The following is a 14,087-nucleotide window of genomic DNA, read 5'->3' as shown; positions in this document are numbered from 1 at the left end:
ACTCCTCCCTTTCGGTTGATAAATAATTAAAACTAAATAACTCAGCCCCTTCGCTCCATTTCCATTACAGAAACTTCTTCACTACTACGAGCTGATCCGCCCCTGTTTTCCGCATCGGTACTCTCATCCTCAGAGATCAGCTCCTTGGATTTCTCCCTTATCATCGAAACGACAGGTTCCCGCAGTTCCACGCAATAGCCCAAAATAGATTCATGCCACCTCTATGCCGGACGCCATCTATCCAGTAAACAAGCTCCCGATAGATTTATCCCAGGTTAAGTCTAACCCCTGGTTTTGACATCATCCAATTCCTTTCGACACTTTATCAGTGGTTCATTTTCATTCATCTCTCTATTTTACACATGACGCATATTTGCGCCTTTTCCATAACGCTCACTACCTTAGCTTTTTACCAAAGCAGCTTATGGTTGTTTGAAGCCTGCTCTTGTAAGCCGGCTCCGAGGGGCCCACCCCCATCTATTGAGTAGCTTTTGCACTTAGTTTGCTCTTACTTGAACATTCCTTGTGTCTCTACGGCACACTAGACTCTGGAACCTTAAAATAAATGAATTAAAGCCCCCTAAAAGTTTCTTTACTATTTTCACGTACTTTATCTACCCATGAAGACAATTTTTCACTTGGGCTATCAACCTCCTTCATAAGCTGCTTGCTATTCCATATGCCACATCTCATAAAACTTCCCTTTTCTACTGCTTCTTTAAGTTTTACTCCAGCAAAAAGACAATTTTTTCCAATTTCTTCACCTCTTTGTTGTAGCTCAGCCCACATTTCCTTGTTTTCTACTCTGACTTGTACTTGATCATATTTTTTTACATCATGGTACAATATAATATTTAGTTTACCAGCGCTTGTAGGAATTTCTAACACAACAGAGCTACCATCTGATACATCAACGTAATTTCTTACACCTCCTTCCTCCCTTCTGATCTCAACTGCATTATTACCCATTTTTAAAATATTACTCCCTAACTCTCTCAGTATTTTTGCTACCTCTACCTTGCTATCTTCAGAGAATTCCATAAAAAGCATTTTATTATCTATCTCGATATCTATTAATTCTCCTTCCTGAACAGCACTTTCGCCAGCTTTCTCTAGTTCTTCTAGTTGCTTATCTATCTGTGGCTGAACTTCTGGTTGTAGCTCATTATAGATTTCACCTATCAATTTATTCTCCAATAAAGTATCATGAAACTCTGCACCGCTTAGCATTAATTTACGCATTATCTTTTTTCGATCACTTTTTTCTAATTTATGAAAATGTGTACCCAATACTACATATTCAGCAAAGCTCCACTCTCCATCATTACATGCATTTAGCCTTCCTCCAGAAGCTAGTACTTTGTCTATAACTTTGTGCAATTCATTTACATTCTTTGCCTCTACCACTTCACTTTTAAACCAGCTCAAAGTTTCACTTTCACCTGCACTTGGCTTTATTTTTTTCAAAGCTGAAGTAAATGGATTTAAATATTCTGCTTGATCGTTTAAAGGTTTTGTACAATATATATAATCAAGCCCTTTTCCGTAGTTGATTTGAACGTCTCTATTAGGGAAGGGCACTTCTCCAAACTTTTTAGCCTTATTAATTTTGCTTACAAAGGTGTTAGTACGGCCAATCCCCACAATAGCATTTAACACCTCACCTTTTGATAATCTATCAAGATCAATGTTTAACTCGTAAGTACCTCCTTCTTGATCATCAAAAGGTACAATTATTTTATTACGTTCGGTAGAAGTCATAGTCCTATCCCCCTTGATTGAGTTTTGCTTCTATAACTCCCCCACAAGAACCGTGCATGCAGCTTTCCCGCACACGGCTCCACAATATTAGCGTTCACGACATACCTCCTGTGTATATAAGGAAAAACATATTTTTGGTTTTGGTGGTGGATTAACTTGTGTATAATGCATAAATTGTTCCCAATTCATGCTCTTTTTCTGGCTACGTCGGTTTATCCACTTAAACGTTAGTTTCTTTACTGCCCAATTAAACTTATTGAGCCATCGATAATTTCCGCTAATCCCGAAGTAGTTATAGTGTCCTCTTAGTTTGGCTTTGAGTATTTGCCACCAGTCTTTGAGACGAATAAGATTCCGAACCGCTTTCAACCACTCTTTGATTTCTTTAATCTTTCTGGCTAGGCTTATTTTTGAAGTCTTCTGCTTCATCATAAGTCTGCCATTTCGACTTTTCCCACAATAATGTGTAAATCCCAGAAAATTAAAGCTTTCCGTCTTTCGTTTCTCTCTTTCTGCTTGATACCATTCTTTCTTACCAAACTTTACTATTTTTGTTTTATTTTCAGATATTTCCAAACCAAACTTGGCTAATCTTTGTTTCAATGATTCTAGAAATTCTTTAGCGCCTTCCTCACTTTCACAGCACACCAGAAGGAGAGTAGACCGGCGGAGCTTCCCCACCAGTCTCTCGCAGAACTGCACGGAAACCTCTCGGCTTATACAGCTCCCATTATTTAGCCTTTTGATCCTAACCCAAGTGTCCAATGATAGAAAATACTTGGAGACCTCTTTCTCACTTTTCCTAGAAATTGCTTTGCTAGTCTTCCGTGATCACGAAGTTTCTTATATTTTGTCCTGACCCATCTTATGAGGTATCTCTCTATATTTCTAAGAGATGGATACATCTCTGATTTATAAAACCTGCCATAGTACTGAAACCAGCCTCTGACTATTGGATCTATCTTCTTCGATATTTCCTCTAGTGTGGTCCATGTAATCCGATGTATTCTCCATGACTTTATGGTTTTCTTGATCTTCTTCTTGGCTTTGTTACTAATTGCAGGTAGAAATGAGATGAAATAATTCCTCATCTTATTCTTTGCTACTCTAGGTCTAAAAGTATAACCTAGAAAATCAAAGCTTTGTTTAGGAAATTGTTCTTTTCTATCATCATCCTTACTGTACACAATCTGTGTCTTTTCAGGATGTAACTTCAATTTACACTTAGCCAATCTTTCTTCAATCATTACTTTCATAAATCCTGCCTGTCTTTTAGTTCTGCAGTGCACTATCGCATCATCTACATATCTTTCAAATGGTACTGTTGGATAATTTTGTTTCATCCACATATCAAACGCATGGTGCATAAATATGCTTGAAATGATTGGGCTTATAGAACCTCCTTGCGGAACTCCTTTATCCCTTGTTACCCTACTGCCATCTGCTTGCTGAATGGGGGCTTTCATCCACCTCTCAACATACAGTATGACCCATTTGCAGTCTGTGTGTTTCTTGATAGCCTGCAGTGCTAAATCGTGGTCCAGATTGTCGAAAAATCCAGATATATCAAGATCTACCGTCCAATCATTTTTCCAACATCTCTTCCGTGCTGTGTATACCGCATCCAGCGCAGACTTATTTGGTCTATAACCATATGAATCTTCGTGAAATTTCGGTTCTACTAACGGCTCAAGATACATTGTAGCTGCTGTTTGCGCTATTCTGTCGAATACTGAAGGCACACATAAAATTCTTTGCCCTCCTGTATCTTTTGGTATCGCAACAGCTTTTACCGGCTCTGGAAAATAACTTCCGGATGACATCCGATTCCATAATTTGTATAGATTATCCTTTAGATTTTCTTCAAACTTTGTTATCGAGACCTCATCTACACCTGCTGCACCTTTATTTTTCGATACTTGTTTATAAGCTCTCCAAATAAGTTGCTTCGGTATATCAAAAGACTTTGTTTTATTCATTGACTCCTCCCTTTCGGTTGATAAATAATTAAAACTAAATAACTTAGCCCCTTCACTCCATTTCCATTACAGAAACTTCTTCGCTACTACGAGCTAATCCGCCCCTGTTTTTCGCATCGGTACTCTCATCCTCAGAGATCAGCTCTTTGGACTTCTCCCTTTTCATCGAAACGACAGGTTCCCGTAGTTCCATGCAATAGCCTAAAATAGATTCACGCCACTTTTATGCCGGACGCCACCTACCCAGTAAACAAGCTCCCAGTAGATTCATCCCAGGTTAACGACTACCCCCTGGTTTTGACGTCGTCTCTACGCTTTCGACACTTCATCAGTGGTTCACTTGCGTTCGTCTCTCTATTTCATACATGACACATAATTGTGCCTTTTCCATAACGCTCACTACCTTAGCTCTTTACCAAAGCAGCTTATGGCTGTTTGAAGCCTGCTCTTGCAAACCGGCTCCGAGGGGCCCTCCCTCATCTACTGCACAGCTTCAACACTTTCCGTGTTTCTACGGCGCACGATCATCTGCGTACCTGACTAGCTCCATATACCCCTTAGATTCTTGTTTTACTTTCTTTTCAAACCATAGATCTAGTACATAGTGTAAATATATATTAGCCAATACAGGGCTTACTATTCCTCCCTGAGGTGCTCCTTGTGTGGTTGCTTCATAATGTCCAGCTTCGATGACTCCAGCCTTAAGAATTTGTTGCACTAACCACAATAAATTTGGGTCAGATATTCGTTCCCTTAAGCATCTCATCAGCCATTTATGTTGGATATTATCATAGAACTTCTTGATATCCACTTCTACAACGTAGTTAGTTGGTTTGTGCATCACTGCTTTATCTAGTGCTTTGACCGCTTGATGACAACTTCTACCAGGGCGAAAACCATACGAATTGTCCAGAAAGTTTGCTTCATAAATATTTTCCAATATCTTCTTTAACATTATCTGTACCAACTTTTCTTCTGTTGATGGTATTCCGAGACCGCGCTTTTCCTTGCTTCCAGTTTTGGGTATGTATACCCTTTTCACTGGTTGCGGTCGGTATTGCTTTCTCTTCATACTATCCACTAGCGTTTTAAGTTTCTCCTCTAGGTTTTCTCCATACGCCTCCACTGTCACTTGGTCTGCACCACACGCTTTGTTACGTTTTAGTTCCTTATAACACTCTGCAAGATTCTCCTCATTGATAAGGTGTATCAGCGATGTAAATTTTACCCGCTTATCTTGCTTCGCTCTTACCGCTATCTGGTTTAGTTTTCCTTGCATATTCCTCCAATCTCTGTTGTATCGGTATTGCAATCCTTATTCCCGTTGCTATATTGCTGACCGCTTCCCCTTGTATGTGGCTTTCCCACACTCTGAGTACTATCAATCAGTCCGACTTCCTTTGCATCTTCCGTTAGTCCTCGCCTTTGTTGACTTGTTCCAGCGTACCTTAGTAGGAATACAAAGGATCTCCCAAGTTCATTTAGACTCCATCTTAATACATGATACGGCCTCGGATCCCGATAGAGTGAGTGATAACTTGCCTTATCGTTACCCCTCATGCTGTCTTCCACCACATGAAAAGTGTCGACCTCTATAATGTTGGCAATTTCGGAACTCAATACCTTCACTTTCGTTGCACCCTGTATTATCCATTCCATTAGCTTTACTACGCTCGTTACCTTACGTAGCATAATGGTCTGTTCTAAGCTGTTGGCTAGACTTTGCCTAGGTTGGTTTTCCACCAACTGTACTCTAAACGCTTCCCTTGGCGCACTCATATTAGCCTCCGCTATTAAATATATTTAACTAAGTCTATAACCAACTTTATTACTTTATTATTAATTTAATATATACTTTCTCATTAATTATAAGCAATAATTAATGCACTTGCAAATACTTTCTTCATTCAAGTAGTTAAACAACTCATGAAAATCTTCAAATATCTGCTTTATAACAGTCCTTGCTCTTTAAAGCTAAAATACCCAACACTTGTGATGATAATGTGATCCAGTAACCTAATCCCTATAGTCTGACAAGCTTTAGCCAAGTCTTTAGTTACAGCTTCATCCTCATCAGATGGCTTTAACCTTCCTTCTGGGTGGTTATGCGATATTATTATTGACATCGCTTTTCTTATTAATGCCTTTCTTGTTACCTCTCTTATGTAAAAAGGTACCTTATCCACTGTACCAGTGAACACTTCTTCCCCCTTTAAACGGCACTTTTGATCAAAATATATTATTTTCATCTTTTCCTCCTCTGAATAACCAATACTCACCCTTAAATATTTTACGATGGTTTCCAAGTTATCCATTACAGGTCCTTTCTTTAACTCTTCTCTTGGTACTCTCTTTGCAGCTTCCTTTAGGCATAAAATTACTGCTGCTGTAGAGTCGGTTATCCCTTCTATAGTTTTCAAGTCATCTATTTCCTGGCCTAAAACTCCTCCTATTCCAAAATTATCTATTAGCTTTCTAGCAATAATTCGAGCTTCTTCCCTGTCATGCACTGCACTTAGAAACGTTTCTATTACTTCACGATCAAGTAGTGCTTTACCGTTGCTTTCTAATGCTCTGAATTCTATTTCTTCTCTACGATCCTTACTGTTTTCCTTATTATTCATAAAAATTACCCTTCACTAATAACAAAATGTTTTTATATATTTACTGCTGTTTTTTGTCAGCATTGGCATAAGGCCATAGCTTTTGAGTGAAGTCAAATCAATTTTTAAATCTTTTTTACTTATTTTTTCATCAAAAAGTAAAGATATTAATAGATACTGATTTTTTTATTTTAAATTTGTTGAATTTCGTCTAAAGAGATGCCTACTGTTTTTAAAATAATATTGATAGAAATTCCTTCCTTAACTAAATTCTTTGCAATTTTCATCTTTTCTACTCTCTCCACTTTCTCTTTGCAAACTTGTATACTTTCAAACAGAGATTTTATTAGTACATTACGTAGTTCTTGGCTTTTAATCTTTTTGTATTCTTCTATTAACTTTGATAGCTCTGCTTCACTATTCTCATTTTCTCTTGTTTCTGGAAGCAGATCTGTAATATTAATTAATAGTACCTTTGCTATTTCATCTAACATTTCAAGTGAAACACCAGCTCGTCCTTGTTCATATTCATATATTCTTTGATTTATTATACCCACTTTACTTGCTAAATCTTCCTGAGTGTATCCTCTTCTCAACCTCCATTCTTTTATTCTTTGACCTACTTTATACGGAATAGAAATTTTTTTCTCATCATTATCATATTCATCAATAGATAAACTGGTCGTTTGAGAGATAACATGAGCAGAAACTCCTTCCTTAACTAAACCCTTTGCCACCTCTACTTTTACTGCCTTTCCACTTTCTTCCTCACTAATACGGATGAATTTAGTTAATAAATAAAACGTTTCACGTAATTCTTGGTCCTTAATCTCTTTATGTCTTCTTACTAGATTTAATATCTCTTCTTCCTCATACCTTTCCTCATTTGATACTTCTTGTCCGCAAGCTAGATCTCTAGCAGTTGTTGATAATGCTTCTGCTAATTCATATAACTTCTTAATTGAAATTCTGCGTGTTCCTTTTTCATATTGCAGTATTACCTGATATGTTGTTCCGATTTTTTTTGCTAAATCTTTTTGAGTATATCCCTTTGCTAATCTAAGATTTCTTACTTCCTGTCCTATCACTTTGTAATCTAAAAAATTAGAGCATTTGTTCTCTTTTTTCACATTTTATACTCCATAACCAGAAGAGCTGTTACGTATACTTAATTGGCAACCTTTTTGACAAACTGAACTCATCTCCTTTCAAACAATTTTTCTATATCACTTAGTTTCATTTCTATATACGTTGGTCTTCCGTGATCAGAATATGGAGTTTTCTCAATTTGTCTTAGTATCTCATTCATCTCTTCCAATTTCATTTTTCTTCCTGCTCCGTGGCAAGCGATTATGGATAATATTTTGTTCACCTTATCCTCTATTGGTAGCGTATCTTCTATTTCCATTAACTTATCTACTATATCAACTAGCATCTCTTTTATATCTATTGTTCCCAAGATTGCAGGTATTTCTTTTACCCTTACTTTATCTTCTGATTCTATTTCAATACCAAAACCCATTTCAAAAAGCTTATCTTTATAAGTTTTAACCATCTCCATTCCAGCTTGGTTTTTAATTTCAACTATTTCAGGAATGAGAAGTTTTTGTCTTTTTATGCTTGTTAAGCACTCGTATATCAATCTCTCATAGGCTGCATGTTGATCTACTATAATCAGCCTATCTCCAGCCTCAGCAATAATGTAAGTATTGTAGACCTGACAGCGTGCATATCCTAGAGGGTGATCCTCTATCAAATCAATTTGCTTCCTTTCTAAAACTATCGTTCCCTTTTGGGCTGGGGATTCTCCATACTTAAAAGTTTCTGGTAAGCTTTGCCTTTTTTCATCTGGTGCATTGAATTCTTTCATTAAACGATTTTCTAAAAGACTTGGCCTCTTTTCATAAAACTCTTTTTGATCTTTTTTCTCTTGACTATCAACCTGCTCTTGGCTTTTACTATCATTAAAAATTAGCTCCTCTTCAATACCTTGATCACCCGCTGCAAATCTCGTTGATAGTGTTTTTATTATCCCTCTTCTCACTATTTCATATATTAGCCTTTTATTCTGAAATCTTACTTCCGATTTATTTGGATGCACATTTACATCTACTTGGTCATATGGTACTTCTAAATGCAACACTGCAAAAGGATACCTATTGTTTGGAATAAAATCGTGATACGCATATCTAATTGCACCAACAAGTAGATTGTCTTTTATTGGCCTTCCATTAACAAACGTATAAATCTGAGTTGAGTTGCCACGATTGACATTAGGTTTACAGATGTGTCCCTTAAGTTTGATGCCTTCTTCTTCCTCTTTAACTTCCAGTGAATTGCTTTGAAATTCTTCTTCTATTTCACATAATCTGTTGAACAGCGAAGTTTGCTTAACATATTTTAAGAGCTTTTTATTACCAGAAGTGAGAGTAAACCCAATACTATAATTAATCATCGCTAAGTTATTCACAATATCAACAATACTTTGTGTTTCTGCCCTTTCGGTTTTTAGAAACTTTAGTCTATTTGGTGTAGCAAAAAATAAGTCACGAACTTCAATATATGTACCTTGCAACAAAGAACAAGGGGTAATCTCTCTTATTTTTTCTCCTCCCTCATACCTTATAGACCATGCTTCCTTTGCTCCACTTGCCTTGGATGATAATTTCATTCTGCTTACTGCTGCAATTGAAGGCAGAGCCTCTCCTCTAAAGCCAAGATGTCTGATCTCTATTAATTCACCATCGCTTAATTTTGAAGTAGCGTGGCGCATAAACGCAAGTTCCAAATCTTCCTTTTCTATTCCATTTCCATTATCTGTCACAGTGATAAGGTTACGCCCACCACTTTCTATTTTGATCTCTATTTCTGAACTTCCAGCATCTATTGCATTTTCTACTAATTCCTTTACTACACTTGCTGGCCTTTCGATTACTTCACCTGCTGCTATACGATTTATTGTTTTTGTATCTAAAAGAATTATTGCCATATTTCCAACTCTCAGTCTGATGAAGATATAGCTTTAATGTTAATAAAAATCAATCTCTATTAGGCATCTTCACTAATTTCAAAACAGAAATAATTGTAAAAAACCCAGGCCAAAATTTTATGGCAAGCTCTCCTATAGTTTAATTTTAGTTGAATATTTCTTCACAATTGTGTATAATTATTAATGCTTTTTATCTTACTTTCTCATGGCTCTTTCGAAGTTTCTCGATCCAAAAAATGATGTTGCGTTTCGGCGTATCTGTAGGGTCGAGAACTGGCGCGCCTCTTTAGGGTTTGGTGGCTGATCCATTATTTTCATCCTGGGCCTCAATCCAAATTCCCATGTTAACGTTTCCAGCTCCCGCCTCGTCAAACGCAGCATGCGGTTTTCCCGCACTACGCTTTCCTAGCAAGTTCTTTACCAAAGTTTATCACATATTGTGTTGGTGATGCTTTCGGTCTGTAATACCTTATTCTGTAGTCTGAATATAGACCCAGCGTTTTGTATATCCATTCGCTACTCCATTTCTTCCAACCAAACCCTTTCTTTGCTTTCCTGGCTCGCATTAAATTGCGTCTTACCTTCTTTTCCACCCAGTGTTTTACGTAACTGAACTTTCGACTAGAGTTTCCTATCCTAAAGTAGTTTACCCACCCTCTCAATATCGGATTGATGTCATTTATCACTCTTTTTATCGGTTGCGATTTATGGCGCCGAAATATTTCCTTCAACTTGCGTAGCAGGTTTGTTCGTGCTTTCATCTGCGGTGTTTTCCTGACATTCCACTTTCCTTGTTTTGTGATATTCTCTTGAAAATCAAACCCTAGGAAGCTAAATGTTTCTCCTTTCTTTAGGTTAATGACTTTTGTCTTTTCTTCATTTACTCTCACTTCTAGTTTTGCTAATTCTTCTTCCAACCTTCTGTATACTGCTCTTTCTAGCCATTCCCGTTTCGGGTATTCTCTGATCAGTATCACCAAATCATCTGCCCATCTGGCATATTCCATACGTTGGTACTTTCCTTCTTTGGTCACCTCTTTTGCTTTCTCCAACATTTTATCTACCTCATTTAGGTATATATTGCTTAGTAGTGGTGAAAGTGGTGATCCTTGTGCCATTCCTCGTTTTCCTCCTATTTTGAGGATTAGCTTAATCATGCGCATGATTTCTTTGTCATTTATTCTTTTGGCAATCTTTTCCATCAGAATATGATGTCGCACACTGTCAAAGTAGGATTTTAGATCTACGTCAATTACTTTTGTATTGCCTTTGATTGCTGCTTCCGTTACTTTTTGTACTGCTTCATGCGCATTACGCTTAGGTCTATACCCGTATGATCCTTTTTGGAAGTCTGATTCGAATATCGGTTCAAGTATTAGCTTCAGTGCTGTTTGCACTATTCTATCCCGGATGCAGGGTATGTTCAACGTTCTGAATTTTTCTCCAGATTTTGGTATTTCCTTTCTCCGGTTCCTATTTGGGCTATAGGTCTTGGTTATTAATTCGTGTCTTATTCGTTGAAGATACTTTCTTGAGCCCTCTGTCTCTATCGATTCGAATGTCACCCCATCAATCCCTGGTGCCCCATTACTCCTCTTCGTTAGTTTGTAAGCTTCCTCCAGTGTCTCCATTTTACAGACATGAACATGGATTCCCCAGAATCGCCATTCCGGTTCTGCCTTCGCTTTGGTGTATATCTTTCTTCTCAGGTCTTGTAATTTTATCGGCATTTTTGTCATTTTTACCTTTACCTTCCTTTTGTTAAAAGATCCCTGCTAGTAGGGTGCCTTTGCTCCATGAGCGTTACCTCACTTCTTCACTACTACGCACCCATCCGTCACCCTCTCATCTTCAGTTCACTTCCTGTTTTCCAGTTATAGAACCTACCTCTCCAAGGTGTTTCTCCTTGGGATGAGGAGGGCTTCTCCAGTTGCTTTGTATGTCCTCATTGCCATGCTGTTACTAACACCCCGCTGAAGTAGACCAATCGTTTCATTCGTTTTTCGTCTGGTCTATTCTGTCTTCGCCAGTACCAAGATGGCTCGACCTTCAGAATATTCCTTTCGAGGCAATCTGTGCATTCGCTTTCGCTACGGCCTGGTAATTCGCCATTATCCTACGATAATGTTGTCGGTAGGCTTCAACATTTTGGTTTCCCTTTATGCTGCTACCCAAGCTACAGGATTCCGACTTTTATCCTGGTAGGTCTATTTCCTACTGAACAATACTCGCCTTCTCTGGACGCACTTGGTACTGAAAAGAATAAAGATATCCTCATTCACTTCCTCAATGATATTCTGAGCTTTACTGGCAAAAACGCAATACAGGATATAGAGTTTTTAAGTACTATTCAAGATCCTGATATTGCCTCTAAAAAACAAAGTATTGTTGATGTCCTCTGTAGAGATTCTTCAGGTGTTCAGTACGTTTGCGAGATGCAGGTCGCTAAAACTAAGGGCTTTGAAAAACGTGCCCAATACTACGCTGCTAAAGCTTATTCGAGACAAGCTGATAAAGGTGATCAATACCATGACCTTAAGGAAATTATCTTTATTGCTATAGCAGATTGTATTTTATTTCCTGATAAGTCTGAGTACAAATCAAAGCATACTATTCGCGATGAAGATACTAATGAACATGATCTAAAAGATTTTTACTTTATATTTATTGAGTTGCCTAAATTTCCAAAAACCAAAGAAGATCAGCTTTCAAATATAGTTGAAAAATGGGTATACTTTTTCAGATATGCAGACGAAACTAGTGAAGAAGAGCTAGAGAGAATAATAGGAAGTGATCTAATAATTAAAAGAGCATATGAAGAACTCAATAGGTTCAACTGGTCAGAAAAAGAATTTATTGCCTATGAACAAGAGATCAAGCGTATTCGTGATGAACAGGCTGTCCTTGCTCAAAAACTCGATGATGCTAAACATGAAGGTAGACAAGAAGGCATCCTAATCGGCCATCAAAAAGGTAGGGAAGAGGGCGAAAAACAAGCTAAAATTGCTGTGGCTAAAAACCTACTTAAAGCTGGCGTCTCTACTGACATTATATCACAAACTACAGGTTTTTCTCATTCTGAAATTTCACAACTCAAGGAAAAAGCTTAAGTACTGTAGCTCCCTTAGAGGGCTTTTCAATTTATTATACTTCTTTATCCATTAGTCTAATATATTAAAGCCTACATCTAACTCTTCCGCTATTCTCGCTATGGCCTATTTGATTTTTTCACCAATTCTACGCATCAGTTAAGTGCAAAATAGATGATATTTAAATATAAAAAATGTTTTTCATAAAATTTTCTTATCCTTGATAATTTTAGTGTTGCTGTTTGATTCTAATTTTTGCATAATGCAGTAAATATTTTTATATAGGGGGTAAAATGCCAAGGAAGACAGATCGTCATGCTGCAGTACTTACTAAGTTAAAGAGTGTTATTCAACATGCAGATTCTAAGGTTGCTGCTGAAAGGCATTTAGCAATTGAAAGATGGGTGAAAACCTACATTAAACAAATAGAATATTTGGAAGATAATGAGTTGCAGTTTTTATACAGTATATTTCGCGATGAGAGTTGCTGGTCAGATACAAAATTAAACAATTACATCCTAGGACAGAAGCTAACTGAGGAAAAAATAGATAAAATAGAGAATCCGTTTTGCAGGTATAACATGGCTTGCAGGTATTGTGTGGTAGATAAAATTTATCCGCTCTTTCAAGAGCAATTTGAGTCTTACAAAGGTAGAGTCTCTCCTGGTGCAGTAGACATAGACGGTAATCCTGTAGATGACAAGTATATAAGAAACGATTTGCTAGACTCTATGGGAAGTTACGATCCTGCATTCAGCTTTTGGATTGATAGAGAATCAGGAGCATTAAAAGAATATAGTAACGTAGATGGTTTCCGGGAAGTTGTAGATCTTAAATGGAGCGAGGGAGTGGAGTATTTCTATAACCGTTTAAACCTGCAAGAAAGAGAAAGAGAAATTATAAATGCGGTTACTACTTTGTCCACTATTCAATGTAACTACAATCGTGCTACCGTTTTAGATTTTTGCCTGTATAAAATGGATGATCCAGCGAAACTTGAACTGTTGCTTAAGTTGTCAGAAAAAAATCAAGGAGTATATTCACTTCTTAATGGTTTGATACGTTGGAGTTTTCTTGATACAGTTCAAGATATAGTGAGGCGTTGGTGTTACGAAGAAGTTTCAGTACCAGCGGATAAAATACTTTCACATCATGATTATGCACTCCTTCTTTCCTCGCTTTCAAATGTAATATTGGAAAATCCTGGGTTAGGTATTCAAGCTAAGGCAACTATGATGGATTTTTGGAGGTGTGACCGTTTTAATGAGCACAAAAAGGTTGCTGTTGATTTTTCTAAGAGTATAGACCCTATAACAGATGTACTAGCAGAATTAATTGTTGATTGGAGATACTATGATGATAAGGACAGCTTAGCTGTAAAAAAGGGTGAGATGTTAGAAATATTGCAATTTGCCAAAGAAGTTTGTTCAGATAAAGATTTTGAAGACTTTAAAAGAGATATTATTGGTAATTTAAAAGTGGTTAGAAAGTCTAGTATGAAGAAGAATATTAATTACAGCAGGCTAGCAGAAGAATTGTTTTCTGAGTTAGATAAGGTACCTATTCCTCATAGAGGTAGCGGTGATTTTGGTAGCTCTGGTGACCCACAGTCCATGTTAGGAGCTCCTGGTGTTAGTGGTTTGTCTGGTCGTAGTAAGTAGGAGTA

Annotated in this window: 14 protein-coding genes; 2 read left to right on the top strand and 12 right to left on the bottom strand. The window is 37.3% G+C overall.

The window, feature by feature from the left end:
- Positions 1-41 precede the first annotated feature (41 nt).
- From OOL01_RS02880 to ltrA (OOL01_RS02825), 12 genes are all read right to left on the bottom strand, one after another.
- Positions 42-191: a hypothetical protein gene (locus OOL01_RS02880; protein WP_264686538.1), complete on the bottom strand. Its 150-nt coding sequence runs from the start codon at positions 189-191 to the stop codon at positions 42-44.
- A 379-nt stretch (positions 192-570) separates the two neighbouring features.
- Complete coding sequence (locus OOL01_RS02875; protein ID WP_264687094.1) at positions 571-1,761, bottom strand: hypothetical protein; 1,191 nt, start codon at positions 1,759-1,761, stop codon at positions 571-573.
- 87 nt (positions 1,762-1,848) lie between these two features.
- A complete protein-coding gene (locus OOL01_RS02870) occupies positions 1,849-2,442 on the bottom strand; it encodes a reverse transcriptase domain-containing protein (protein ID WP_264687093.1) in 594 nt (197 codons plus the stop codon).
- A 53-nt stretch (positions 2,443-2,495) separates the two neighbouring features.
- A complete protein-coding gene (ltrA, locus tag OOL01_RS02865) occupies positions 2,496-3,740 on the bottom strand; it encodes a group II intron reverse transcriptase/maturase (protein WP_007302363.1) in 1,245 nt (414 codons plus the stop codon).
- A gap of 52 nt (positions 3,741-3,792) precedes the next feature.
- Entirely contained in the window at positions 3,793-3,933 is a 141-nt protein-coding gene (locus OOL01_RS02860) for a hypothetical protein (RefSeq protein ID WP_019078704.1), read from the bottom strand.
- Positions 3,934-4,251: 318 nt separating this feature from the next.
- A complete protein-coding gene (locus OOL01_RS02855; protein WP_264687092.1) occupies positions 4,252-5,019 on the bottom strand; it encodes a reverse transcriptase domain-containing protein in 768 nt (255 codons plus the stop codon).
- Positions 5,004-5,519 (bottom strand): hypothetical protein, encoded by a 516-nt coding sequence (locus OOL01_RS02850; RefSeq protein ID WP_264687091.1) that lies wholly within the window; start codon positions 5,517-5,519, stop codon positions 5,004-5,006. The genes OOL01_RS02855 and OOL01_RS02850 overlap by 16 nt, the downstream gene beginning before the upstream one ends.
- 170 nt (positions 5,520-5,689) lie before the next feature.
- Complete coding sequence (locus OOL01_RS02845; RefSeq protein ID WP_264687090.1) at positions 5,690-6,364, bottom strand: JAB domain-containing protein; 675 nt, start codon at positions 6,362-6,364, stop codon at positions 5,690-5,692.
- 170 nt (positions 6,365-6,534) lie between these two features.
- Positions 6,535-7,473 carry a WO male-killing family protein Wmk gene (gene wmk, locus OOL01_RS02840; RefSeq protein ID WP_264686001.1) on the bottom strand — a complete coding sequence of 313 codons (939 nt, stop codon included), beginning with the start codon at positions 7,471-7,473 and terminating at the stop codon, positions 6,535-6,537.
- 68 nt (positions 7,474-7,541) lie between these two features.
- A complete protein-coding gene (gene mutL / locus OOL01_RS02835) occupies positions 7,542-9,332 on the bottom strand; it encodes a DNA mismatch repair endonuclease MutL (protein WP_264686000.1) in 1,791 nt (596 codons plus the stop codon).
- 195 nt (positions 9,333-9,527) lie between these two features.
- Entirely contained in the window at positions 9,528-9,650 is a 123-nt protein-coding gene (locus OOL01_RS02830; RefSeq protein WP_264687089.1) for a hypothetical protein, read from the bottom strand.
- A gap of 77 nt (positions 9,651-9,727) precedes the next feature.
- Positions 9,728-11,071: a group II intron reverse transcriptase/maturase gene (ltrA, locus tag OOL01_RS02825; protein ID WP_007302360.1), complete on the bottom strand. Its 1,344-nt coding sequence runs from the start codon at positions 11,069-11,071 to the stop codon at positions 9,728-9,730.
- A gap of 456 nt (positions 11,072-11,527) precedes the next feature.
- Here ltrA (OOL01_RS02825) and OOL01_RS02820 point away from each other — a divergent pair, with 456 nt between their 5' ends.
- Complete coding sequence (locus OOL01_RS02820; protein ID WP_264687245.1) at positions 11,528-12,442, top strand: Rpn family recombination-promoting nuclease/putative transposase; 915 nt, start codon at positions 11,528-11,530, stop codon at positions 12,440-12,442.
- A 272-nt stretch (positions 12,443-12,714) separates the two neighbouring features.
- Entirely contained in the window at positions 12,715-14,082 is a 1,368-nt protein-coding gene (locus tag OOL01_RS02815) for a hypothetical protein (RefSeq protein ID WP_264686016.1), read from the top strand.
- Positions 14,083-14,087 lie beyond the last annotated feature (5 nt).

The organism is Wolbachia endosymbiont (group B) of Rhopobota naevana (assembly GCF_947250615.1).
Lineage (GTDB): Bacteria > Pseudomonadota > Alphaproteobacteria > Rickettsiales > Anaplasmataceae > Wolbachia.
This window is presented reverse-complemented; position numbering and strand designations above follow the sequence as displayed.

Excerpts from the sequence above, each read along its gene's own strand:
- OOL01_RS02875 (WP_264687094.1), bottom strand. The coding sequence starts at position 1,761 with ATGACTTCTACCGAACGTAATAAAATAATTGTACCTTTTGATGATCAA.
- ltrA (WP_007302363.1), bottom strand. The coding sequence starts at position 3,740 with ATGAATAAAACAAAGTCTTTTGATATACCGAAGCAACTTATTTGGAGA.
- OOL01_RS02860 (WP_019078704.1), bottom strand. The coding sequence starts at position 3,933 with ATGGAACTACGGGAACCTGTCGTTTCGATGAAAAGGGAGAAGTCCAAA.
- OOL01_RS02855 (WP_264687092.1), bottom strand. The coding sequence starts at position 5,019 with ATGCAAGGAAAACTAAACCAGATAGCGGTAAGAGCGAAGCAAGATAAG.
- OOL01_RS02850 (WP_264687091.1), bottom strand. The coding sequence starts at position 5,519 with ATGAGTGCGCCAAGGGAAGCGTTTAGAGTACAGTTGGTGGAAAACCAA.
- OOL01_RS02845 (WP_264687090.1), bottom strand. The coding sequence starts at position 6,364 with ATGAATAATAAGGAAAACAGTAAGGATCGTAGAGAAGAAATAGAATTC.
- mutL (WP_264686000.1), bottom strand. The coding sequence starts at position 9,332 with ATGGCAATAATTCTTTTAGATACAAAAACAATAAATCGTATAGCAGCA.
- OOL01_RS02830 (WP_264687089.1), bottom strand. The coding sequence starts at position 9,650 with ATGAAAATAATGGATCAGCCACCAAACCCTAAAGAGGCGCGCCAGTTC.
- ltrA (WP_007302360.1), bottom strand. The coding sequence starts at position 11,071 with ATGACAAAAATGCCGATAAAATTACAAGACCTGAGAAGAAAGATATAC.
- OOL01_RS02815 (WP_264686016.1), top strand. The coding sequence starts at position 12,715 with ATGCCAAGGAAGACAGATCGTCATGCTGCAGTACTTACTAAGTTAAAG.